The organism is Paenibacillus sp. YAE3 (assembly GCF_057546105.1).
The window spans coordinates 646687-669516 of sequence record NZ_BAAIYF010000001.1; the positions used below are offsets into that span (position 1 = coordinate 646687).

Annotated in this window: 23 protein-coding genes, 1 pseudogene and 2 riboswitches; of the genes and pseudogenes, 8 read left to right on the top strand and 16 right to left on the bottom strand. The window is 51.7% G+C overall.

Going from position 1 to position 22830, the window contains the following annotated elements:
* Positions 1-292: 292 nt before the first annotated feature.
* Positions 293-595 (top strand): hypothetical protein, encoded by a 303-nt coding sequence (locus AC27KL_RS02765; protein ID WP_339322976.1) that lies wholly within the window; start codon positions 293-295, stop codon positions 593-595.
* Between the two features lie 179 nt (positions 596-774).
* Here AC27KL_RS02765 and AC27KL_RS02770 read toward each other — a convergent pair whose 3' ends face one another.
* Complete coding sequence (locus tag AC27KL_RS02770; RefSeq protein ID WP_487168735.1) at positions 775-1389, bottom strand: DUF2812 domain-containing protein; 615 nt, start codon at positions 1387-1389, stop codon at positions 775-777.
* A gap of 15 nt (positions 1390-1404) precedes the next feature.
* Entirely contained in the window at positions 1405-1719 is a 315-nt protein-coding gene (locus AC27KL_RS02775) for a PadR family transcriptional regulator (RefSeq protein WP_339322974.1), read from the bottom strand.
* Positions 1720-1947: 228 nt separating this feature from the next.
* On the opposite strand from AC27KL_RS02775, the gene AC27KL_RS02780 reads away from it, so the two are divergent.
* Positions 1948-4029 (top strand): endo-beta-N-acetylglucosaminidase, encoded by a 2082-nt coding sequence (locus AC27KL_RS02780; RefSeq protein ID WP_487168736.1) that lies wholly within the window; start codon positions 1948-1950, stop codon positions 4027-4029.
* 225 nt (positions 4030-4254) lie between these two features.
* Entirely contained in the window at positions 4255-5322 is a 1068-nt protein-coding gene (locus tag AC27KL_RS02785; RefSeq protein ID WP_487168737.1) for an LCP family protein, read from the top strand.
* A gap of 155 nt (positions 5323-5477) precedes the next feature.
* Here the strand turns inward: AC27KL_RS02785 and AC27KL_RS02790 are convergent, their stop codons facing one another.
* From AC27KL_RS02790 to AC27KL_RS02815, 6 genes are all read right to left on the bottom strand, one after another.
* Positions 5478-5732, bottom strand: coding sequence for a hypothetical protein (locus AC27KL_RS02790; protein ID WP_487168738.1), 255 nt, complete (start codon positions 5730-5732; stop codon positions 5478-5480).
* 158 nt (positions 5733-5890) lie between these two features.
* Complete coding sequence (phnX, locus tag AC27KL_RS02795; protein WP_487168739.1) at positions 5891-6712, bottom strand: phosphonoacetaldehyde hydrolase; 822 nt, start codon at positions 6710-6712, stop codon at positions 5891-5893.
* The gene (phnW, locus tag AC27KL_RS02800) at positions 6709-7803 is read right to left on the bottom strand and encodes a 2-aminoethylphosphonate--pyruvate transaminase (RefSeq protein ID WP_212949350.1); all 1095 of its coding nucleotides are present in this window, start codon (positions 7801-7803) and stop codon (positions 6709-6711) included. Before phnW ends, phnX begins: the two co-directional genes overlap by 4 nt.
* A 48-nt stretch (positions 7804-7851) precedes the next feature.
* On the bottom strand, positions 7852-8844 hold the full coding sequence (locus AC27KL_RS02805) for an extracellular solute-binding protein (RefSeq protein WP_487168740.1): 993 nt from the start codon (positions 8842-8844) through the stop codon (positions 7852-7854).
* Positions 8845-8987: 143 nt separating this feature from the next.
* Entirely contained in the window at positions 8988-10604 is a 1617-nt protein-coding gene (locus tag AC27KL_RS02810; RefSeq protein ID WP_487168741.1) for an ABC transporter permease subunit, read from the bottom strand.
* Entirely contained in the window at positions 10597-11349 is a 753-nt protein-coding gene (locus AC27KL_RS02815; protein WP_487168742.1) for an ABC transporter ATP-binding protein, read from the bottom strand. Before AC27KL_RS02815 ends, AC27KL_RS02810 begins: the two co-directional genes overlap by 8 nt.
* Positions 11350-11590: 241 nt before the next feature.
* Between AC27KL_RS02815 and AC27KL_RS02820 the strand changes: the two genes are divergently transcribed.
* The 3 genes and pseudogenes from AC27KL_RS02820 to AC27KL_RS02830 form a co-directional block, all read left to right on the top strand.
* Positions 11591-12349, top strand: coding sequence for a DeoR/GlpR family DNA-binding transcription regulator (locus tag AC27KL_RS02820; protein WP_487168743.1), 759 nt, complete (start codon positions 11591-11593; stop codon positions 12347-12349).
* 257 nt (positions 12350-12606) lie between these two features.
* Positions 12607-13674 carry a hypothetical protein gene (locus AC27KL_RS02825; RefSeq protein WP_487168744.1) on the top strand — a complete coding sequence of 356 codons (1068 nt, stop codon included), beginning with the start codon at positions 12607-12609 and terminating at the stop codon, positions 13672-13674.
* A 158-nt stretch (positions 13675-13832) separates the two neighbouring features.
* Positions 13833-13946, top strand: a pseudogene (locus tag AC27KL_RS02830) (acetyltransferase); the annotation flags it as partial.
* A gap of 206 nt (positions 13947-14152) precedes the next feature.
* Here the strand turns inward: AC27KL_RS02830 and AC27KL_RS02835 are convergent.
* Together AC27KL_RS02835 and AC27KL_RS02840 are read right to left on the bottom strand one after the other, a co-directional pair.
* On the bottom strand, positions 14153-14917 hold the full coding sequence (locus AC27KL_RS02835) for an SDR family oxidoreductase (protein WP_487168745.1): 765 nt from the start codon (positions 14915-14917) through the stop codon (positions 14153-14155).
* A gap of 124 nt (positions 14918-15041) precedes the next feature.
* Entirely contained in the window at positions 15042-15863 is an 822-nt protein-coding gene (locus AC27KL_RS02840) for a MerR family transcriptional regulator (RefSeq protein ID WP_487168779.1), read from the bottom strand.
* A gap of 204 nt (positions 15864-16067) precedes the next feature.
* Between AC27KL_RS02840 and AC27KL_RS02845 the strand changes: the two genes are divergently transcribed.
* Positions 16068-16256: a hypothetical protein gene (locus AC27KL_RS02845; RefSeq protein ID WP_487168746.1), complete on the top strand. Its 189-nt coding sequence runs from the start codon at positions 16068-16070 to the stop codon at positions 16254-16256.
* On the opposite strand, the gene vanT is transcribed toward AC27KL_RS02845, so the two are convergent.
* The 5 genes from vanT to AC27KL_RS02870 all read right to left on the bottom strand — a co-directional run bounded on the left by vanT (position 16253) and on the right by AC27KL_RS02870 (position 20079).
* Positions 16253-17449, bottom strand: coding sequence for a serine racemase VanT catalytic subunit (gene vanT, locus AC27KL_RS02850; RefSeq protein ID WP_487168747.1), 1197 nt, complete (start codon positions 17447-17449; stop codon positions 16253-16255). The two genes, AC27KL_RS02845 and vanT, sit on opposite strands and share 4 nt — an antisense overlap.
* Entirely contained in the window at positions 17446-18309 is an 864-nt protein-coding gene (locus tag AC27KL_RS02855) for a D-alanyl-D-alanine carboxypeptidase family protein (protein WP_487168748.1), read from the bottom strand. Before AC27KL_RS02855 ends, vanT begins: the two co-directional genes overlap by 4 nt.
* Positions 18306-19379, bottom strand: a complete 1074-nt coding sequence (gene vanG / locus AC27KL_RS02860) for a D-alanine--D-serine ligase VanG (protein WP_487168749.1) — start codon at positions 19377-19379, stop codon at positions 18306-18308. Before vanG ends, AC27KL_RS02855 begins: the two co-directional genes overlap by 4 nt.
* 69 nt (positions 19380-19448) lie before the next feature.
* On the bottom strand, positions 19449-19748 hold the full coding sequence (locus AC27KL_RS02865; RefSeq protein ID WP_487168750.1) for a hypothetical protein: 300 nt from the start codon (positions 19746-19748) through the stop codon (positions 19449-19451).
* A gap of 157 nt (positions 19749-19905) precedes the next feature.
* Positions 19906-20079, bottom strand: a complete 174-nt coding sequence (locus AC27KL_RS02870) for a hypothetical protein (RefSeq protein WP_487168751.1) — start codon at positions 20077-20079, stop codon at positions 19906-19908.
* 151 nt (positions 20080-20230) lie between these two features.
* Positions 20231-20317, top strand: a riboswitch (cyclic di-GMP riboswitch).
* 99 nt (positions 20318-20416) lie between these two features.
* Positions 20417-20510: riboswitch (cyclic di-GMP riboswitch) on the top strand.
* Between the two features lie 44 nt (positions 20511-20554).
* Between AC27KL_RS02870 and AC27KL_RS02875 the strand changes: the two genes are divergently transcribed.
* Positions 20555-21205: an anthrax toxin lethal factor-related metalloendopeptidase gene (locus AC27KL_RS02875; protein ID WP_487168752.1), complete on the top strand. Its 651-nt coding sequence runs from the start codon at positions 20555-20557 to the stop codon at positions 21203-21205.
* 44 nt (positions 21206-21249) lie between these two features.
* Here AC27KL_RS02875 and AC27KL_RS02880 read toward each other — a convergent pair.
* A partial coding sequence (locus tag AC27KL_RS02880; protein ID WP_487168753.1) for an S-layer homology domain-containing protein occupies positions 21250-22830 on the bottom strand: 1581 nt, incomplete at its 5' end.

Sequence of the window (22830 nt, forward strand, 5' to 3'; positions counted from 1 at the left end):
TCCTTGATAAAAGTGATGATCAAAATCTGCTTCATTCATTGAGCAAACGTTTGCACAAACGCAAATAAACCTCCTTTATTCATTTTGTATGTCAAACCCTGATGCTTGAGATCAAACTGATTTCATCTTATTATGAAAACGCTTACTCGTCAATCGGCGCCAAATTTTTTCTTCTGTCATTTTGCCGTCCTTTTTCGCATCTTGGGGGGAATTGGTATTTTCGGGGAATTCCCATATAATAGCGTAAGTATTCATTTTGATCGCAAATTGGTTTCGAAAAGGGGGACCCTGTTTGAAGAACCGGACCGCGTTTACGATTTTGCTTATTTTAAATATTTTATACGGACTCACGCTGCTGCTTTACCCCTTCATGCTGATCATCGTCGCCTTTTCGTTCGACGACCCCGCCGCGGCCCACAATGGGTTTGTCTACACTTACGTTGCGATCCTGTTGAGTTATCCGCTGGGCCCTCTGCTTTCGTTTATATGCTGGTTTTTTTACCATCGTTTTTCCTTCAAATGGGCTTATGCGACGGCGAATCTGACCCTGCTGTGGGTCATTGCGTTCTGCCTGTGCTTGCCGTTTTTCGATTAACAAAGAGTGCCGCAACATCACTCCGCAAGGTGGGGCTTTGGCTTCGAAGGCAGATTGAGATACGCTTTTCGTGACCCCGGAAATGATACTTTCTTACAGATCAAAAAAAGCTTCCGAAAGAACCGGCCGCCGTCGCCGAATTTCTGGAAGCTTTTGATCTATAGTTAACCCCATTCTTCCTACTCTTGCTGCGATTTCATATACTCCTTTTTCGCTTTATACGCAAAAGCGGCATACACGAGAATCATGATCGGAATGACAGCCCAGCTAAACCCTCTCATAACGGCGAACGGCGTTTCAAACAGGAAGGACCTCCAAAATTGCGATCCGCTCATCTCCCATAATCCCGGTGTATAGTACAGCAGCTTGGGCTTCACAAAAGCCGTCACATGAATCGCGCCCGTCGAAATCAAAACCGCAAAAAGCGGAATGAAGCTGCAAGCCAGCGACAGCCACATATCCGATATGCGTTTGTACCGCGCCGCCTTCGAATTGACGTCGGAAAAAATGTCTTCGTCTCCCCAGTCGCCCGTTTGCTTAAAATATTGCGCTCCGGATGTTTTCGTCCCCGCAACGTGGGTCCAGCCGCAGTCATCGAACAATGCCTTGTAGTCCTCAAAATCCTGGCGGGTTTTAAAGGTCCGGTAATCGATGCGGTAATTGGCCTCTTCCGGTTTTGCAGGCTCGAATTCATAAGTCATCGATTTATTGACCAATCTGTACCCCTGACGGGCCATCTCGTTTAACCACTGTTCTTCACGGTCAAAATTCGTAAAAAATTTCATCTTTTTCATGGCGATTCCTCCGTCTTACGATCCCATGATCGCGTTTGTTACTTCAATCATATGTTTCATGCGTTCAAAGTCCTGGCGCAAAATGGCAAGCCCCTGGTCGGTAATGACGTATACCTTGCGGCGGCTGTCCTCGCTTTGGACCGGCTGGATCCATTTCTGCTTCAGCAGGTTTTCCACCGCCCCGTACAGCGTTCCGGCAGCCATCCGCACCTGGCCGGCGCTCATCTCCTCCACCTTTTGCATGATCAAATATCCATGGGCGGGTTCCCGCAAAGCAAGCAATATATAATAAACCGTTTCCGTCAGCGGCAAATGTCTGTCCCGGCTCAAGATGATCCCCCCTTTATTCAGCTTCGCTTTATATCGTCGAACTGTATAGTTTCACTATATATAGTCGGACTGTATATTGCAACTGTTTTTTTATTTTGCCGAGCCATCTTCGATCTTGAGGTCATACTTTGCTCCGGCAGGCTTATGAATAAAGAGTACATCTACATTCGAAAGAAACGGGGTGTTCTGTTGTTTCATTTTCGAAAAAAAGGAGGCCGTCTTCCCAAAATGTTAGCAGCCCTACTTGCGGCCGGGGTCGCAGCCATGGCCCTTCAAACCGCGGCCGCTGCGGCCGAAACGCCGAAAGCCGATCACCAGCCTTACATGCACGGGTACAACGTAAACCAAATCAAGAACTGGAGCCCGGAAACCGACCGCTTCGCAAAATACTTCAGGTCCCGCATCCCCCTGGCCGAGCGCATTCCCGCCTTTGCCCCGACCCAGGCCAACCCGGCGTTAAGCGCAGAACCGCAGGTCATGAACCTATCCGCGGACTACGATAAGGAGGCTTTTTTCGAGGCGTACCGCTACAACGACTCCTTCTCCCGGAATTTGCTGAACTTTTGGCAGTACACCGACCTTTACGGGTCATGGCACGGGCTCCCGGTAGACGGCTCTTCGGTGACGAATCCCGAGTTTGGCGTGATCAACCTGCCGAATCCGGCGTATACGGATGCCGCGCACCGAAACGGCGTGCTCAGTTTGGGCGGATGGTTCTGGCCCAGAGCGGGGCAAAACTTCTCCGATTGGGTCGAGAAAAAGCCGGACGGATCGTTTCCGGTAGCGGACAAAATGATCGAGATGGCGCAGTATTTCGGATTTGACGGCTATTTTATCAATCAGGAAGCAAGCATTTCCAAAGAAAACGCCCAGAAGCTGATGGAGATGATCAAATATTTGCGCGCGAAAGCGCCGGAAGGCTTCCATCTGCAGTGGTACGATTCCTTGTCGGTGGACGGCAGGGTCAGCTACGTGAACGGCTTCAGCAGCAGCAACGCGCCTTGGATCGTGGATAACGGGGTGCCGGTCAACAACAGCATCTTCATGAACTATGCCTGGAACGAAACGAGGTTGGCGAATGCGCATGCGTATGCCCAAAGCCTGGGCTTGGACCCGTACAAGGTGCTGTTTGCAGGTACGGAAAACGATAAATACGGCTACAATCCGCCGTACGACCCCCGGTGGATTTTTCCGGCAGGCAAGGCGCCAAAAAGCGGATGGGCGTTGTTCGGAACCGATATGGTATGGAACAGAGCCCCGAACAAATTCGACCCGAATGCGCAGGAGGAGGTATTCCGGCGGGAACGGGTCTACTGGTCGGGGCCGAATCAGGACCCTACCCGCACGGGCCGCACGCTGACGACGGGTTGCAGCCCCTACCCGGATCGCGGGGTTCCGAACAACCCGACGGAATACCGCTGCTGGGACGGGGTGGCCCATTTTATCCCGGAGCGGTCGGTGATCGGCTCCTATCCGTTCCAGAGCTCCTTTAATACGGGGCACGGCACCGCCTTTTTCCTGGATGGGGAAATATCCAGCGCGAAGGAATGGAACAACGCCGGCATCCAGGACATTTTGCCGAGCTGGCAGTGGTGGGCGAAAAGCGCCGGAACCGGCGCGCCGCTTGCTGCATCCTTCGATTACGGGACGGCCTACGACGGCGGTTCGTCTCTGAAGGTGTCCGGTAAGCTGGGTGCCGCCAACCCGACCGATCTCCGTTTGTTCAAAACAAAGCTTGCGATCTCGAATGACGTGAACCTGTCCATCACGTATAAGTCGGATGCCGCCGGCAACCCGACGCATATGAAAGCAGCGCTCCTGTTCGAGGATCAGCCGGACCGGTTCGAATATATCGATATTGGCAGCAGCGATACGGCAGGTTGGAATACCAAAACATTGAGCCTCGGAGCTTACAGCGGACGTACTCTGGCGACGATCGGGCTGCATTTCGCGTCTGCCGAAACGGTCGACTACCGCATGAATATCGGACGGATGGCCGTAACGAAAGGCGCTTCCGAACAGCCTGCGGCTCCTGCAGACTTGAAGATCGATGAGGCCTACGTGAAAGGCAATCAGGCGGAGGTGTTTGTATCCTGGACATGGAATCCGGACCATGTGGCGTATTACGATCTTTACCGGATCAAGCCGGACGGCAATAAGGAAGCGATCGGACGGATCATGGACGAAGTTTATTACGTCAAATCGCTGGAACGGATCGGCAGCGAAGCGGAAACGACGATCGAACTGGTCGCCGTCAGCCCGGACGGAACCCGCAGTTCGGCCGTGCAGACGAAGCTGAAGTGGAACTAGGCAGAACACTTGACGACGGCCGTCTTCCCTAGGAAGGCGGCTGCTTAATTTAGGGGCGTTATCCTTCGAGATAATATACATTGGCTGGAGATTTGGTCCTAAATTTGATCGATTGTATATTTTGTAGTATACATATGACAAGCGAACATTTTTCGAAAGGAGTGAATTAGGCGCTGCCATGGAGGCGATGGGGCGTTCATGCCACAACTATATTCTGGAGGATTTATGACCCGTTCCAAGAAAAAAAGAAGCATTTATCGTACTGTCATACTTAGCTGTATCAGCGTTATCGGACTGTTGATTGTGATCGCCGGAGCTTATGCGGGGGTATTGCACCATAAAGCCATGTCAGCCTTACATAAAATTTCCGCCGCCGAATACCAGGCCCCGCAGCAGCAGGAAGTTTCGCATCAGGTACCCAAAGCCGAAATCGAAAGCATCGGCGAAGAAGACATGAAGCCGGTGACGTTCCTGCTTGCGGGCGTCGACAACCGCGAGGGCAGCGGCGGAACGATGAACACCGACGTCATGATGATCGCGACGCTGAACCCGAAGACCAAATCGGCCAGCCTGCTCTCGATCCCGCGCGACTTAAAAATTACGCCTGCCGGACAAACAAGCCATAAAGCAAACTACTTTTACGCCCACCACTACATCCAGGACAAAACGACCGCGATGGCCGAAACCAAGCAATTATTCGGGGAGCTGCTGCAGATCCCGATCGATTATATGGTGCTCATCAATTTTGACGGGTTCCGTCAGGCGGTGGACGCCGTTGGCGGACTCGAGATCGACGTCGACATGGATATGCGGTATATCGATAACGCGGACGGGACGCATATCAACCTGACCAAAGGGCTGCAGCATCTCGACGGACAGCAAACGCTCGACTTCGTCAGATACCGCAAATCCAATGACGGCACCGGGCCTTCTTCCGATTTTGACCGCAACAGACGCCAGCAGCAGGTCCTGAACCAAATGCTGGACAAACTGACTTCCCTGAACGGCATCGGCCAGTGGGGAGACATGCTGGATATTATCGGCGATAACGTCAAAACGGATATTCCGGAGGAAAAGCTGAAGCGGTGGCTCTTCAATTTCAAACAAATGAAGCCCGACACGACCCGCATGCTAAACGTGGAAGGCGACTGGAAAAGCCCGTTCGTGTATTGGAACAAAGAGGATTTAACGCAGGCGATGGAAGCCTTATACTCCAATCTCGGCCTGAACAAGAAAGCGAAAAACAATTACGGAAAACATATCGGGCTGTATACGAAGCCCAATTCGCAATAACCAATGAGACGGCATGATTGATCTATATGTTCCGGCTTACACGTTCTAATGCTCGAATAGATGTAACGAGGCAAATAACAACCCACCGCGCCGGGCACCGGCGTACGGTGGGTTGTTCACTGTATTTTCGCGGAGCTGCGAGCTTCGGAAGGGTCCTATTTGATAAAACTGATGATGATCAGGATTACGAATAAAACAGGCACGATAAAAACGAAAAAGTACCCCAAATACTTTACAAGCGCAGGCATGCTGTCGAGATGCACCCTTTTCGGCCCGCCCCCGCCTTCGATCCGCTGCATGGGGAGCAATGGATCGTCAACATATCTCGTCTCTTCCGCTGCTTGATGAGCAAATACAGGATCCTCCGTTGCCTGACCTTCGTGAATCCGGTTCTTCCCTTTATCATTCATTTCATGTTCAGCTCCTTAAAATGAATGCAATCAAAAAATGATGCGCTCTATTATTAAGAACAATAAGTAAAAGGAGAAGTTTGATAAATGAATGTGATCTAAAAAAATAATGGACAAAGCCCTGACCGTCATTAGAAGGCCGGGGCTTTGTCCGTTATTTATGGTATCATGCAGCCCGGTCTTTTCCCTTCCGCGAGCAGCCCGTTGATGCGTTCAATCAATGCCGGCAGCTCAGCCAGCGTACGGATCGTAAAATCCGCCCCATGCTGCATGAATACCTTTTGCGTTTTTTCGATCGCCGCTTCTTTTTCCGAGTCCGCCAAGCCGTGGTACTCCTCTTCGCTCAGTCCCATTTCCGAGCTGCCGACGGCCACCCCGACCGACCATACGCCGGCCTGCACGCCTTCCTTGATATCGGAAGTGGTGTCGCCTACCTTGACGACCTTCCAAGCCGCGGACAATTTGAGATGCTCCATATTGCGGTAGATCATGTAAGGGTACGGCCTTCCGTACGACCCGGTATCGTCCGGCGTCACGACGTGATCCGGCCCGTATCCTTTTTCGCGGGCGCCCGAGACGACCACCTCCATCATGGAGCTTGTGTAGCCGGTCGTCGAACCGATCTTCAGCCCTTGGGCGCGCAGCCCTTCCACCGTGTCGATGACGCCCGGAATCGGATTCGTATACTCGGATAAGGACACCATCAATGCAGGTTCGAATTCGGCGTACAGCCGATTTACATCTTCCTCGTTAAAAGCCCTGCCGTAAGCCTCTTCCCACAGCGCCGACACCCTCGGCATGGACAGCATGGCCCGGATATGGTCGATTTTTAGCATTCCCATCGGGCCGCGCGCTTCTTCCATCGTCACTTCGATGCCCGCCTTCTTGAAAATATCCACAAATACGTTCACCGGCGCGAAACAACCGAAATCCACCGCCGTTCCGGCCCAGTCCAAAATAACGCCTTCGATGTTGTTCATCGTCCCGTTCCTCCCATATATTCGCTGATGATGCCGCATAACCGTTCGATGTCTTCCGGATAAATCTCGCCGATATTGCCGATCCGGAACGTATCGGCGTCCGTCAGTTTGCCCGGGTAAATCACGTATCCCCGTTCCTTTACATAGGCATAAAAGTCTTCGAAGTTAAAGCCCTCGTCCGGGAATAAAAAGGTCGTGATGATCGGCGACTGCTTCTCTTCCGAAATATAGGCCGGAATGCCGATCTCCGCAAGCTTTTGGCGAAGCAAACGGTTATTTTCGCGATAACGCGCCTCCCGCGCCGAAACCCCGCCTTCTTCCACAAGCTCATCCAGCGCTTTCGAAAAAGCCGCCACGACGTGGGTAGGGGAAGTAAACCGCCATTTGCCGTCCTTGTCCATCCCTTTCCATTGATCGTATAAATCCAGGGACAAACTCCGCGCGACGCCTTGGCAGCCTTTCAGTTTATCCAGCTTGGCGATGACGAATCCGAAGCCCGGCACGCCTTGGATGCATTTGTTGGCGCTGCTGATCAGATAGTCGATGCCCAGCCCCGCCACGTCGATGCCGATGCCGCCGAAGCTGCTCATCGCGTCGATAATAAGGGTTTTTCCGTATTCTTTGGACAGCTTCGCCACCGTCTCCAGCGGGTTCAAAATGCCCGTCGTCGTTTCGCAGTGGACCATCGCGATATGCGTGATGTCCGGATCCGCCGCCAGCACAGCCCGAAGCTCCGCTTCCTCCGGCTGCGCATCATAACGGACCCGGTACGGCGTGTAGTTCAGGCCGATATATTCGGCCATCTGGACGATCCGCTCGCCATACGCCCCGTTGGTCACGATCAGCACCTTGTCGTCGTCGGACACGGCCGAGGTCATCACGGACTCTACCGCAAACGTGCCGCTGCCCTGCATCAGCACGGCGGTATATTCGTCCGGGCCTGCTCCCGCAAGCGACAGCAGCTGCGACCGGATTTTTTGCGTAATCGATTTATAGTCGTCGTCCCACGTGCAGCGGTCAAACAGCATCTCTTCCTTCACCGCGGCGGTCGTGGTGAGCGGTCCCGGGGTTAACAGCTTGTAATTGTTCATTTTGTTTGGCTCCCTTGTTCGGTTTGAATTTCAGGCATCGGTTGCAGCCTATTGGGCTGCCTCAAAAAATTGCTGATGTTTCTTGAGCAGCTCGACGGTCAGCGGTTCGACGAATTTCATCGGATGCGCAGGCTGGTTGACGTTTTCCACCGTCTCGCCTTTGTACAGCGCCACCGGATAATTGGTGATCAGATCCTTCCGGGCGTCTTTGATGATCGTTTCCGCCATTTTCATCGCCAGGTCCGTCACGGCATTTTTCTTGTCCACGACCGCCACGGATTCGGTGAGCGAAAAGTTGCCCTCAGCAGGGTCCAAGTAGTCGATCGGCGCGCCGGACGCTTTCGCTTTGACGGCCTGGTGGCGCAAGCCGAAGCCTGCCGCGACTTCTCCCGCCTGCACCTTTTTGATTGGACCGGAGCCGGAGCTTTCCAGGTGCGGGCCAACGTTTGCGATCAGGTCATGGAGCACCGTTTTGCCTTCTTCCTGGCCGTATTGGCTAATGACCGCTTGAACGAGCAGCCAGCCGGTCGAGGAATCCATAATGTTCGGGATCGAGACAAGGCCTTTGAATTCGGGCTTCGTCAGGTCTTTGATCGACGCCGGCATCGGCAAACCTTTTTGCTTCAGCACTTCGGTATTGACGAAAATCGAACCGGTGTTGGCCAATATCGGCGTATAATAGGACGGGTATGATTCCAGCGCATCCGTCGTAAACGACAGATCTTTGTACATAGAATACTGGCTTTGCGAGCTTTCAATAAAATAGGAGCTCATCGTGATCAGATCGGCTTCGATTTTTCCGCCTTCGGCCATCAGCTTGCCGCCGAGCTCCGAGGTGCCGAGCGATTGCAGCACGTATTTGCCGTCATACCCGGCGTTTTTCAGCGCGGTTTCCATGGAGGCGACGGCCTCTTCGTCCGCGTTCGTGTAAATGACGACCTTTTTTGCTTCTTCTGCTTTGCCGCTGCCGCAGCCCGTCATGGCAAGCACGAAGCCGATGGCGAATAGCGTAAGCAGCATACTTTTGAATGTTTTGGACATGTCGTAAATCCCTCGCTTTTAATAATGGTATAGTTGTTGCGGTGGAAACCGCTACGAGATAGTAAGGCCGCTACGGGTTGCCTGGCTTGGGTATCTACTTAAAGGGCTCCACGCGAAGCGGTCGCTCCATGTACGGAAAAGTATTAGCGCACCGCCCTCCTCCGCTGCATCCAATCGCACGCGACCTTAACCACCAGATTGGTGAAAAAGATCAGCAGCGACAGCACGAAAATCTCGTTGAACTTGGCGAAATGCTGCAGCTCCTTGATTTTGCTCGCCACGACCGAGGTTTGCGCCGACACCAGGAAGATGATCCCGCTGATCGTCACCATCGAATTGACGAAATAATAAGCGAACATTTCGATGATCGCGGACGCCGAGTTCGGCAGCACCACCCGGTACACCGTCTTGAACCAGCTGTCCCCGAGCAGCTCGCCCGTCGTTTCCCAGGACGGATTCATCTTGGACAGGGCGTTTTTGGCCATTAAATACGGCGTCGTAAACAGGTGCACGATGTTGCACAGCACGAGGATGGCGAACGTCCCCTTCAGGCTGCTCCCGTTAAACAAAAGCAGGTACGCGATCCCGAGCACCATTCCCGGCACCGTATTGGTGACCATCGACACGACATCGGTCGCGGCTTTCCCCTTAAGCTTGGTGCGCACGTTCAGCAGCGCGGCTCCGTATGCGGCCAGCGTCCCCAGCAGCGACGTGAGCAGCGCGACCCAAAGCGAATTTTTGTATACGCCCGTCAAATCGCCGGACGCGAATACGCCGGTGACTTGCTTAAGCGTAAAAGCCGTATCGTAAGGAAAGCCGTTCATGAACGGCGCCGCGAACATGACCGCAAAAACGGAAAGCATGCCGGTCACGATCACGGACGACAGAACGCCCAGTCCCGTATCCCGGACCCGGTGCTTCGGCAGCTCAATGGCCGAGATTTTGTCGTAATGGAAATTGAGCTTGTCCAGGTACCGCAGCAGCCAGATCCCGAACGCGGCCGGAACCAGCATCACGACGGCGATGACCGCCCCCTGGTTGAAATCCGGGATGGAGCCGAGCATCACCTGGTACAGCTGCGCCGCGATGACCGGATACGTTCCGCCCACCGAAGCAGGAATGCCGAAATCCGTGAAGCTGAGGATAAAAGCGAGCACGAACGCCCCGCCCAGCGCGCCCGCGAGCGGCCGCAGCACCGCGTGAAAAAAGCTTCTTGCCGTCCCGTCGCCCATCAGCTTGGACACGATGATGAACTTTTTGTCGATATAACCGAAAGCGTTATGGATCAGCAGAAAAGCCGGCGGCAGCGTGTAGATGACATATCCCGTCAGCAGGCCGTTAAAGCCGTATATTTCGAACAGATTGCGCCCGATCAGCTTCGTGATCAGCCCTTGGTTGCCCAACGAGTACATGATGGCGAATCCGTAGGTGATCGTCGGCAGCAGCATCGGCACGAGGACGGCCGTTTTCAGAATGCCTTTGATCGGGCGAAAGATCCGGGTGCAGTGAATGGAATACGCTAAAATGAATCCGAGCACCGTGGCGATGACGGCCGCGGCCGCCGACACCTTGACGCTGTTCAGGACCGCCTCGATCAGCTTCCTTCCTTCCCAGACCGCCGCGTAGTTCGCAAACGAAAAACCTTCGCCCGTTTCCAGGGAACGAATCAGCAAAACGAGCAGCGGCAGGAACAAAAGCCCGGCGAAAAAGAGCATCAGCAGCATAAAGACGACGCGCATTTCCGGTTTGACTTTATGCATACATCTCACCGAACAGGTTCAAAATGTTTTGCCGTTTGATGCTCAGCTGCTTAATGATGAACTGCTCGACGAAGTCGTCGGCCGGCCGATCGATGATGTCCTGGGGCGTGCCGAACTGGGCGATTCGGCCCTGGTTGATGATCAGGATCTTGTCGGACATCGTTAAGGCTTCCTCAGGATCATGGGTCACGATTACCGTCGTCAGCTTGAATTCCCTCGCGATCGATTGGATCCGCTGCTTGATCGATTCCTTGATCACCCCGTCCAGCGCGCTGAGCGGCTCGTCGAGCAGCAGCAGCCTCGGTTTCGTGACGAGCGTTCTCGCCAGAGCCACCCGCTGTTTTTGCCCGCCGGACAGCTCGCCGATATTTTTGTTCAAATGCGGAGTCAACTCCAAAAAGTCGATATATTCCTGAACCTCCGCAGCGTTCACGCGTCCTTTTTTATTGCGCAATCCGTATAGGATGTTGTCGTAGGCATTCAGGTTCGGAAACAGGGCGTAATCCTGAAACACGATGTTGAAGCCGCGCTTTTTCATCGGGACGCGGGTCAAATCCTCGTCGTCGAAACGAATGCTGCCGCGGTCCGCCCCGGTCAAGCCGAGAATCAGGTGAAGCAGCGTCGTTTTCCCGCTTCCGCTCGGGCCGAGGAGCGACATGATTTCCCCCGTGCCGATCTCGAAGCTGATGTCGTCCAAAACGGTTTTAGCGTCGAATTGTTTGCCAATATGCTGCAGCTTCAGCAAGCCGCCCACCTCCTTAAACACAACCCCAGTATAAAAATCGTATGTCAACCCGAATACGCGAGTGTGTAAATTTTGCGTAAATTATGCATAACTATTTCATAACTCTTGACTAACTCTATCCCTACTCTAACGATAAAACATGGTGATCTATGTAAAATCTATTGAATCCCCGGGAGGCTGAACGTACACTGGAATTGTTTCGGTTCGAAACGCCAACGTCATAGATGAGCGGGTGAAAGCGATGCTGCCACTGGAGAGGCAAAAGAAAATTCTCGACCTATTAACCGTCAAAAAAGTGCTTAAAATAACGGAGCTGACCGAGGAGCTGGGCATTTCCGTCGATACGCTCCGGAGGGATATCAACCTGCTTGCCGGCCGGGGGAAAATCGAAAAAATCTACGGGGGCATCAAGCTTGCGGACCGGTTCGGGGAATCGTCGATGGACGAGCGGATGGTCAACCATTTGGAAGAAAAAGAGCAAATCGCCCGCAAATGCAGCGAGTGGATTGAGGACGGCGACTGCATTTATATCGATAGCGGGTCGACGACCTATCAAATTGCCAAATACATCAAGGATAAAAAGAACCTGACGGTCATTACCTGCTCCATACCGGTCATCCAGGAGCTGATGGACACCGATGCCGAGCTGATCATCATCGGGGGCAAAATCCGGAAGGAAGAGCAGTCCGTCGTCGCGTTCGATTACATTTTTAATTTTCACGAGCTCAACGTGCGAAAAGCCTTTATCTGCTGCAGCGGCATTACGATCGAAAGGGGCATTTCGGATTATAATCTGGAGGAAGCCGTCACGCGCAAAAAGATGATCGAGCTCTCCAAAGAGGTCATCGTCGCAGCCGACAGCACCAAATTCGGCAAGGACGTCACGGTTGCCATCGCGCCCCTGGAGCGGATCGACACGATCGTGACGGATGCGCATGTGGACCGCGGCTACCTGTCCAAATTCAAAAAGACGGGGACGAACCTGGTCATTGCGGACTGAATACCGTCGAAACCAAGCAACGAGAGGCAATATTAATTAGCTAAAGTGACGAAAATCGGTATAGCTGCTGTAAGTAGAAGTGGATATGCCCATTAAGTAAGTATTAGAAAGGAGCAGTTGTCTCTCGACAGCTGCTCCTTTTCTGCTCGGACAAACAAAATAGTTGCAGGATTTTTTTCATATTCAGCAACTATTGTCATCGTTTTTGTGCTTATAGTATATAAAATAAATTTTAAAAGGCGGAGGATACTAAATTCATGAAAAAAATGGCTGTTTTAATTTCGATGATATTGGGCATTGTTTTATTTTCAAATCAATCTTTTGCTGACTCAAATGTCATGGTGCCACAAATGGATACGACCGATGTCTTTGTACTCAATGAGAATACAGTAGTTTTGTTAGATCATGCTTCTAATAAAGTTGATCTAGTAGACGTTAAAACAAATAGTCCGATCAATTTATCAAATGACTCAAATCCCATTTTAGATTTAGGAGTTATTAAAAATCCGGAAAAAATTGTTCTTTTAAGAAAAACTGGTCCTACAAAAATCACGAAAAGTGTATTCTCCTATAAGGGAAGTTTACTTTCAAAAACTGAAATTCCTTTGAAAGATACTGGTGATAAATTAAAATGGGTTGCCCCAACAGGAAAAGTAAACGAGAGAATTATGGTACAAACCAAAAATGTTTTTCATTTGTATGAATACCCTTGGAAAAAACCAACTGTTACTTATAATGCCCAAGTTGTAGATAAGGGATATGAAAGTGTAAGTGTCATGGATTGGGATTTCGAAAAATATCCTAATTTGGCAATTAAATATGTTGCGCAGGGGATCGGTATAAACGACTATTTTCTCAGGACTATAAATCTATATACAAAGCAAGAATTTCTTTTCAAAGATTTCAATACGGATTTCCAATTCAAATTCTTGGATAACAAACTTTCGGTTTTCAATTCTTATACCTATCAACCAGTTTTAGCTAGTGCTAATCGACCAAAACCAGCAGATTCTCAAGTATTCTATAGAATCATCAATGTTAGTACAAATAATAAGATTAAAACATTGGAATCATACTTTAATGAGGATATAGATAAAACATCGGGTTGGGTAACCGTTTTTAACAATAGTCAACTTTTTATAGGGGATCTGGCTAAACAAACTTGGTCATTGTTTTCATCAACTGGAGAGCCAATCCTGAAAGATCAGAAATGGGCAACCGGAAGTAAATTTATTTGCTATAATTCAAATTTAAAAGTTAGCTACTTTTTAGAATACAAAGACGGTAAAGCTATAATTTCTTCCTATCCTGCTTCAATGAATTGAGTGCATATAACATAAGGAATACCCTAATTTGTAACGGTTGCTTACCTATACCGCGGCCGCTGGCGGCCTGTGGCTTCAACCATGAACTAGTCTGCTCTTTCCTCATTCGACGACATTAAGATCGCAGCGCTAACCCTTGCATGAATGCGCTAAGAAAAGGTAAGACGGTGGGAATTGTCAAAAATGTATGGATCGGTGGAAGAGCCGTCATTAATCCGGGCTTAACGATCGGCGATAACGTCGTGTTGTTTTCCGGAGCTGTGGTAACATAAGATGTTCCGGACAACACAGTTGTCTGAGGGTATTGAAACTTATAGCGAGGCCTTCGCTGCCGTCCATGCCGACACCCAAGTGATGCAAAGATTGCTTTTCATAAGAAGCCGCCATCGAAAAAAGCAAAATCCGATTCCACATAAGGCAACGGAGGAATCGGATTTATTTTTACTTAAAAGGATTATAGGCTTCAGCAAAATTTAGATCATAGATGGGATCCGCCCGTAGCATCGATCATCTGGCCCGTAACCCATCGCCCGTCGGCGGATGCAAGGAACGCAACAATGTCGGCAATGTCCGAGGGCTCCCCAATGCGCCCCAGTGCAGATATTTCCGTTGCATACCGTTGTCCTTCCGGAGTATACAGCCAGGATGCGTTAACATCCGTATCAACGATACCGGGAAGAACCGCATTGACTGTGATGCCCCGTGATCCAAGCAGCTTTGCCAGTTGAAAAGTGAACGTATTGATTGCTCCTTTAGTCAGGTTATAAGCCATCAATTCCGGCATAGCAATTTTAGTCACTCCGGAGGATATGTTAATGATCCGTCCTTCATCACGTAGACGGGACAACGATTTCTGTACGAGAAAAAACGGGGCTTTGACGTTAACGGCAAATACTTCGTCAAAAGATTCTTCCGTTGTTTCTTCAAGATTTTTTGAAGTACCGATGCCGGCATTGTTGACCAAAATATCAAAATGATGACTGCCTGTTCGCTCTACAAGCTGCTCATCCAGCGATTGAAGCAATTCTTGAACGCCTGCAACGGAGTTCAGGTTTGCGCCCACAGCAAATGCTTGCCCCCCGTTTGCTTCGATGGTACTAACCACTTCCTCCGCTGCAGCAAAGCGATTGCCGTAATGGACCGCAACCAGAGCCCCATCTTCTGCCAGCCGCAGCGCGATGCCCCGGCCAATGCCCCGGCTTCCTCCGGTGACTAATGCAACTTTTCCTTCCAAACGTTTCATTTGTACCACTCCTTATTGTTTGATTAATGACAATCTACACCCTCCACCATAGGGGAGAGTCAACACGTCCAAAAAAAAATCTTTCATCATTCCTTTTGCACGGAACAATGAAAGATTCGTCTTTTTATATTTTTTCAATCGGAATGAGCAATTCAGCCCTCCGGAGTTTCCCATACAGATCTTGATCTGCCGTCAAATATATTTCCCGGATCGGTTTGGCTTCGCTTGGCCGATATCCGTTGGACGATATCCATGTCGCAAGCTCAGCCAATGCCGAACAGGAAGAATGATACGGGTCGCACCAATGAACCAACGAGGCAGCTTGTTTTAATTCCGGCCAAAATTGAACGTTCACCCTGTCACTTCCCGGAATAGGCTTTGCAACGGGCAAAGCGACTTCCACATCGATCAAATCCTCTTCGTAGTCGTTGTTATGCCATTGAACGGTTAAAGAGCGGTTGTCATCCTCCTGATGCTCACGCACATATTGTTTAATTTCATCCAAAAGGAGACATAAGTGCGAGCGCGGGATCGTATCGCGAATGGATGCGACAAGCTGGGATTTTACGTTTCGAATGACGATCGGGACGGCCGGGGAAGGGTCGTCTAAATCTCGAATACGCTCCAGCCCCGAATTGATCTCCTTCAACCGACTTTGTGCCTCCTCGATGAATTGCTGCAGTTCCAGCTGCTTGGCCGTCAAAGATTTTTTCACTTCCGCCGGCGAAACATCTTCAGCCAATAGGGACTTGATCTCTTCCAGCGTAAACCCCCGGTTCTTTAAATCGATGATTCTTTGCACGACTAACAGTTGTTCCGCTGAATAATATCGATAGCCGGAATTTGGGTCGATCGTATCCGGTTGCAACAATCCCCGCTGATCGTAATAACGCAATGTTTTAACAGATACCCGGCTTAATTTAGAAAATGTACCGATCTTAAAAATCTTAAGCCCTCTCCTTTCTTTAGGTCGATTAAACCACTAATCATTTCATTCCAAGAAACCGATTTATATGACCCCTTGTATTCAAGCGATTGCTAATTACTTCGATCTTTCATTCAGCAAAACCTCTAACCGATCTTTCGTCTTCTTTCATAGGGCAACGTTTAGGCCGAACTTCATGGAATTAAAGGTAGACAAAAAGGTTCCATGGCAAGAGCGATCAAAAACACCGGCGTAAAGGATGCGGATTCTCCAGCCCTTCATGAAAAGGCGAAATATGCACACATTACAACAAAACGGACCTTTCCCCTGCCGGATGCGACAAGGAAAGATCCGTTTTTGTTTTCATATCGAACCCTAACTAAAAAAGAAAAGAAACATGTCGGCCCATCTTAATCGTATCGATAGACCCGCTCCAACCGGCTCCCCAAGCGGCTTAGAATCTCGTTCGCCACGGTGCCGCACCGCGCGGCGATTTGGCCGGCCGTGATCGTCTCCGCCCCGTCTTGTCCGATGAGCGTGACCGGATCGCCCTGCCGGACGCCGGCGATGGAGGTCACGTTGACGGTCAGCTGATCCATGCAGATGCTGCCGACGATGCGCGCCCGCTGCCCGCGAATGAGCACGTACCCGCCATGTTCGGAAAGCGACCTCGGAATCCCGTCGGCATAGCCGATAGACACGGTCGCGATCCGAAGGTCGCGGGAAGGAATAAAGTTCCGTCCGTATCCCACCGGATCGCCGGCTTTTACCTCTTTCACTTGAGTCACAACCGACCTTAAGGAAAGAACGGGCCGCAAATCGGCCTTCGTCCGCACCTCGTCTCCCTCGCGGCTCAGCAGTCCGTACAGCGCGATGCCGGGACGGACCAGGTCGCAGCTCACCTCCGGGTAATTCAGGATGCCGTAGCTGCTCTGGATATGCGCAAGTCCGGGATCGATTCCCGCCTCCCTCAGTTGCCCGATCGCCAGTTCAAAACGGTCCAGCTGCTGCTGCGTAAAACGGGTCTCGGCCTGCCCCAAACTGTCCGACATGGACAGATGGCTGAACGTCCCCGTTACGTTCAGGCGCGAAAACCGGTAACATGCCATGATCGAATCCGGGTCATGATACGGCACGCCCAAACGGTTCATGCCGGTATCGATTTTGACGTGCACGTTCAGCTTCACTCCATACGCATTCAGCGCCTCGCCGTATTCCCTGCTGACCATCGTTTGGGTTAGGCGGTAACGGGCAAGCTCGGGGGCTCTCTCCGGAGACGTGTAACCCAAAACGAGAATGTCGCCGCGTATGCCATGTTTGCGCAGGGCGATCCCTTCCCCGATCTCGGCGACGGCAAAGTGGGCAATGCCTTCCCGGCTCAGCTCCCGCGCGGCCTCAAGGCTTCCATGCCCGTAAGCATTCGCCTTGACGACGGCCATGATCCGGGATTGCGGCGGCAGCACCCGCTTCAGCTCCGCCGCGTTATGCCTCAGATGGGTCAGGTTGATCTCCGCCCAAGCGCGGTCGCCGCGGCTTGGGGCTTCTTTTTTTCCCGCCATCGGAAAAAGCAGCATCAGCAGCCGGTCCATAAGAGCCGAAGTCTTCATCGGACGGCTTGCTCCTTCCCGAACCCCAGGCTTGTTCCATGTTCCGGACCGGCCGCGCCTCCTGGCCCCTTGCATTCATGATAAATCGTGACGACGCATCCATTGACGTTGTTGCCTGAGATCTCCACTTTCGCACCCGGCTCCGTGCGGACGGCAATCTCGGTTCCTTCCTCCCCGACCTCCACGGCGAACATCTCGATCAAATGGTCCTTGTGCTTCTTGAAGAGATGCGGTCCGTCAGGCCTAAACTGCCGCATATATTCGGTATACTCCTCAAGGCACATCCCGTATTGGTCCATGATAATCGCATGAGGCACGCCGACGTAGCGAAAATGCCACGGCTCGCAGGCGATATGGGTGAGATGCTCTTTCCCTTCCCGGTATCGCTGGATAAAACCAAACTCCGCGGCTCTGCGGCGGAATTCCGCGAATACGCCGTCCTCCGGAAACGACGGGCAGATGTAATCCACGCCCGCATCCATTTCCCCGACGTCGACGGCAAGTCCGGTCTGGTGCTCGCTTTCGCCCGGCCGCGCGACATAGCTGGCCGTAAAAATCGGCCCGTTGGCTGCGTAAGACCGGTCATAAATGCGCTGCTGCTCCATCCGCGTCCGGTAACCGCTGACGATGCCAATGGCCTCTGCGCCGCCGCAGACCGCAAGCAATGCCTTCAGCTGCCGCAGACATGTCCGCTCGAGGCGCATGCAGGCTTCTTCCGTGCTTGCCCGGGCGATGCCCTCAACGGAAGCCAAATAACTGGAGTGGATCGAATGCTGCAGCGGATGTTCCCTGTTCACCAGCACTAAAGGTCCGCGATGGACCATTTTCGGTTGCAGACGTATCGCTCGCTTAACCATCATGATCTTGCCTCCTTGGATAACGCAAGCTGGATCAGACGTTCCATCAGCTCCGGGTAGCCGATATCGCTTGCGCGCATCATGTTCGGGTACCGGCTGGCCGCCGTAAATCCCGGCATGGTGTTGACTTCGTTAAACACGATGCGGCCGTCCGGGCAGACAAACATGTCCACCCGGGCCAGGCCCGTGCAGCCCAACGTGCGGTAAATAAGCTTGGCCGCCTCTTTGATGCTGGCCGCCGCATCCTCCGAAATTCGGGCAGGCAGATGGATCGTGGACGTCGCAAGGGAATATTTCTCGTCATAGTCGAAAAATTCGCCGCGCAGCTCGATTTCGTCGATTTCGGCAATCAAGGGATCGGCCGCATGCCCAAGCACGGCGCAGCCGACCTCGAAACCGGAGACGCTGTGCTCGATGACCACCTTATCGTCATGCAACAAGGCGGACCTTATGCCTTCCATCAGCTCCAGCTTGTCGTAAGCTTTGGCGATGCCGAAGGAGGAGCCGGAACGGGCCGGCTTCACGTACAGCGGGAACCCCAGAGGCTCGGCCTTTTTGACCGCGCCGTAGAGATCATCCCCGGCATGAACGACGATCGACTCCGCCGTATCCACGCCGGCCAGCTTCACCAGCTTGCTTGCGATGGACTTGTCCATGCATACCGCCGAAGACAACGTATCGCAGCCGACAAACGGAATGCCCGACAGCTCCAGCAAGCCCTGCACCGTGCCGTCTTCGCCGTTTTTGCCATGCAGCACCGGAAACACGGCATCGACCGGCGTCACACGGTATTCCGTGCCGACCAGCTCCACCAGCCCGGCCATGTCCCGGCTTGGCGGCAAAAATGCCGGAATGCAGCTGGAATGCTGCTGCCAGCGGTCCTCCCGGATGTCGTCCGTGCCGCCGCCGTACCGGAGCCACACGCCTTCTTGCGTAATCCCCACAAGCACCAAGTCGTACTTGTCCCTGTCCAAATGATCGATCACCGAAGCCGCAGACTGCAGCGATACGCCATATTCCGTCGAACAGCCGCCGAATAATACCGCGACCGTCGTTTTCCGCGTTAATTTCATCAAGTTCTCCCCCGTTCATCGCTTCCGGACATCAGGCCTTCGCCGTTCCGCCCGCTTAAGATGTTTTTATTATAGGGAGGGGAAATTAAGCGTTTTGAAACGAAAAATAAACGTTGGTAAAGGAAAACTTAAGAAACCTAAAGAAAGGGAGCAGGCACTTTCGCCCGCTCCCCCATGCTCCTTACTCCTAATAAAATGTGGACCCTTATTCCGAAGGCGCGCCAAGCCTTCCACGCAAAAATAGTGGCCGCAGATCAGCGGCACGCCGATGTTTTGCCCCTGCGGCAGGTTGCCCGCGCCATGCAGAATCAACCCTTCTTCCTCCGGATCGTCCCATGTGCCGTAATTCCGGTAGAGCGACTCCAGCATCCGTATCGCCGGTTTCCGGTAGACGGGCGCCTCCGTCTCCCCCGACAGGCCTGCGAGCAGCAACATCCCGCTGGCCGCGCGATGCCGATCGATTTCAGCAGCTCGTTGATCGATCCGTAGGAAGGCTGGAACAACGCCTGCCGTACGACCGCGACGGTCATTGAAATGTAGGGAACAAAATAAGCGACCTTTGGAAGTTATTTAGGCCGACCCACTTGATCCCGTCCCATCCCTGCACGAAGTTCCAATCGGCAAGGCCGAGCAGCAACGTCCATAACCTGCGTTCCCGGACGGATAAAGGCTTGTTGCCGATCCGTCGGTCCAACGGCACGATATCCGCCATATTTCGCCATGCATACCGGGAAAAAGGGTCTACTCGCTACAATGATCCATAGTTCTAGCGAATTAGACTTTTTTCTTGACTATTAAATCGAGCAGACTTAATATAATGGTAGATTATAGATTTATTTTCCATCCTAAAAAAATGATAAAGGCAAACCTATTGAAAAATGGGGACGCAAAGCTACAGGGGCTAACGCGATTTTTCGCCATGCCAGCCAGTTGCCGACATAAGACTGCGTTATTTATGATGCATAGCCCTTCTTATTTCGGTAAGAAGGGCTTTTTGGCGCTTGATGGCGCCCTGCGGTTACAAAGTTCGACTCTGTTATTGACAAAGGCAAACCCATTGAAAAATGGGGGCGCAAAGCTATAGGAGCTAACGCGATTGCATGATCGTCGCCACGCTAGCCAGCTACCAATATGAAAGCCTCGCTCCTGTAGCAGGCTTTGGAGGAATGATCGGGATGAAATGGACAAAGCAAATACTCGCTCTGCTTATTGTTTTCACGTTGGTCGGCGCGTTTCCAAAAACCGAGGCCCATGCGCAAGAATCGGTCATCCAGCAGTTAGTGGTCTTGCCGACGGGCAATTATAACGCAAAAGAAGCCAAAGCCATGATGGGCCGCCTGGAGAGAATTCCAGCTCCCGTCCTTAAAGCTTTGAATGATAAAGGGGTCAAAGTCATTTTGACAAACGACGTCATCACAAACATACCCGAGCTCAGCTATTTGAAAGGGAAAACCCCAAGAGGCTGGGAAGGAACGGGATTAACTTGGGATGACGTGCCCGGCGTCAGCGAGAAAAACGTCGTCGTCCGGATCGGCTACAGCAAAAAAGGCGAAGGCCATAATTCGTTTAATCTCGAAATTCATGAAACCATACATGCCGTGGACCGTTTCGTGTTCGGCAATGCCAGTCAAAGCGCTGAATTCAAACGCATCTTTAACCAAGAAGCTGCTTCCGAATTCGGCAACGACGGCTACTTTTCGGCTTATACCGAAGAATACTTTGCGGAAGCGGCCAGCTTGTACGTATACAACGAAAATACGCGGAGCGAACTCAAAGCAAATGCCCCGTTAACGTATCAATATTTGGACAAATTGTTTAACCAATAAAAGAAAGACCCCTCAGGCGAGGGGTCTTTCTCGTTGGATCTAACTTAAGGATATACGCGATCGGGCTTAACTTGTTCCCAAGTTTCAGCGCCATCGGCATTTCTGCTGTAATCATGATTGTTCGTCGCTTCGAGCACGTCGGCGTAATACCATTTGTTCAGCGTATTATCCGGCCATGCTTTTGCATCCTTATGAATGCCTTCAACTTTCACCTTGCGGTTCAATACGCTGTTGATGAACGCCATTGCTTCCGCACGGGTAATGTATTGATTCGGCTTAAACGTGCCGTCCGGATAACCCTTGATCCAGCCTTTGTTGGCGGCAGATACGATATACTTCTCGGCCCAATGGCCTTTGATATCGGAGAACATCGTATTTTCCTGCTGATCCAAATCGTCGAATCTGGAGGCAATTGCCGCAAACTCGGCTCTCGTGATCGCACGGCCCGGTTTGAAGGTTCCGTCCGGATAGCCGGTAATGATGCCTGCATTTTCCATCGTAGCGATGTTTTTGCTGGACCAACGCGTAGCAGCCACGTCTTTGTAAGAGCTGGTGCTCTTCATGTAATCGCTGCGCGTTGCGTCATCCATCAGCCGGTAGAAGATGGCCGCAACCTCTTCGCGGCTGATGTTGTTTTCCGGTTTGACCATGCCGTCCGGATACCCGTTGATGTAGTTGAAATGGTTGGCCGTATCCAGCTTCGGAGGCGCAGGCGGCAACGGCGGCACAACAGGCGGTGCCGGTGGCAGCGGTGTTACGCTGCCGGAATTGCCCGAAGACGATCCCGGATTGCTTGGCGGATTTGAATTATCTCCACCACCGCCTCCGTTGCCGTTTCCATCGCCGCTTCCGCTACCCGGATTCGGGTTAGGCACAGAGTTGGCTGTGTAATAGAAAACATATTCTTGATCATCTTTAGTCGTGAACTGATAGTTGTACTCGGCTAGTTCAGACGTATAACCCGCTACCGTCTCAGGTTTAAGGGTTAATGTTGGACCTTCTCCCTTAACTACCTTTGGATTAGCAAGTTGCTTATTCGAGCCCTTTTCCAAGTATTTCACCGTTACGGAATGGACCAAGTTTTTGGTGTAGTTAAACGTAATCGTGACGTTGTGGTCAGGCATGATTCCCGTTACAACCCCGCCGTCAACTGTCAAACCGCTGTCTGGGCTTACGGTAGCTCCGGCAAACTGATAGCCTTCGAACTCCTGACTTACAAACGTTACCTCGGCTCCTTGAGCATAAGATTCCGTGTGAGTTGCAAGCGTCTTGCCGCCTGCTTTATGCTCAATAGTTACCTCGTATTTATCCGTCGGTTTTTCAATTTCCGTATAGTTAAACGTAATCGTGACGTTGTGGTCAGGCATGATTCCCGTTACAACCCCGCCGTCAACTGTCAAACCGCTGTCTGGGCTTACGGTAGCTCCGGCAAACTGATAGCCTTCGAACTCCTGACTTACAAACGTTACCTCGGCTCCTTGAGCATAAGATTCCGTGTGAGTTGCAAGCGTCTTGCCGCCTGCTTTATGCTCAATAGTTACCTCGTATTTATCCGTCGGTTTTTCAATTTCCGTATAGTTAAACGTAATCGTGACGTTGTGGTCAGGCATGATTCCCGTTACAAC

Bases quoted from the DNA above. Each gene is read 5' to 3' on its own strand.
- AC27KL_RS02780 (WP_487168736.1), top strand. From the start codon at position 1,948: ATGTTAGCAGCCCTACTTGCGGCCGGGGTCGCAGCCATGGCCCTTCAA.
- phnX (WP_487168739.1), bottom strand. From the start codon at position 6,712: ATGAACAACATCGAAGGCGTTATTTTGGACTGGGCCGGAACGGCGGTG.
- AC27KL_RS02875 (WP_487168752.1), top strand. From the start codon at position 20,555: ATGAAATGGACAAAGCAAATACTCGCTCTGCTTATTGTTTTCACGTTG.
- AC27KL_RS02835 (WP_487168745.1), bottom strand. From the start codon at position 14,917: ATGAAACGTTTGGAAGGAAAAGTTGCATTAGTCACCGGAGGAAGCCGG.
- AC27KL_RS02845 (WP_487168746.1), top strand. From the start codon at position 16,068: ATGGCAAGAGCGATCAAAAACACCGGCGTAAAGGATGCGGATTCTCCA.
- phnW (WP_212949350.1), bottom strand. From the start codon at position 7,803: ATGAACAATTACAAGCTGTTAACCCCGGGACCGCTCACCACGACCGCC.
- AC27KL_RS02855 (WP_487168748.1), bottom strand. From the start codon at position 18,309: ATGATGGTTAAGCGAGCGATACGTCTGCAACCGAAAATGGTCCATCGC.
- AC27KL_RS02785 (WP_487168737.1), top strand. From the start codon at position 4,255: ATGACCCGTTCCAAGAAAAAAAGAAGCATTTATCGTACTGTCATACTT.
- AC27KL_RS02790 (WP_487168738.1), bottom strand. From the start codon at position 5,732: ATGAATGATAAAGGGAAGAACCGGATTCACGAAGGTCAGGCAACGGAG.
- AC27KL_RS02810 (WP_487168741.1), bottom strand. From the start codon at position 10,604: ATGCATAAAGTCAAACCGGAAATGCGCGTCGTCTTTATGCTGCTGATG.
- AC27KL_RS02770 (WP_487168735.1), bottom strand. From the start codon at position 1,389: ATGAAAAAGATGAAATTTTTTACGAATTTTGACCGTGAAGAACAGTGG.
- AC27KL_RS02825 (WP_487168744.1), top strand. From the start codon at position 12,607: ATGAAAAAAATGGCTGTTTTAATTTCGATGATATTGGGCATTGTTTTA.
- AC27KL_RS02805 (WP_487168740.1), bottom strand. From the start codon at position 8,844: ATGTCCAAAACATTCAAAAGTATGCTGCTTACGCTATTCGCCATCGGC.
- AC27KL_RS02820 (WP_487168743.1), top strand. From the start codon at position 11,591: ATGCTGCCACTGGAGAGGCAAAAGAAAATTCTCGACCTATTAACCGTC.
- vanG (WP_487168749.1), bottom strand. From the start codon at position 19,379: ATGAAATTAACGCGGAAAACGACGGTCGCGGTATTATTCGGCGGCTGT.
- AC27KL_RS02865 (WP_487168750.1), bottom strand. From the start codon at position 19,748: ATGCTGGAGTCGCTCTACCGGAATTACGGCACATGGGACGATCCGGAG.
- vanT (WP_487168747.1), bottom strand. From the start codon at position 17,449: ATGAAGACTTCGGCTCTTATGGACCGGCTGCTGATGCTGCTTTTTCCG.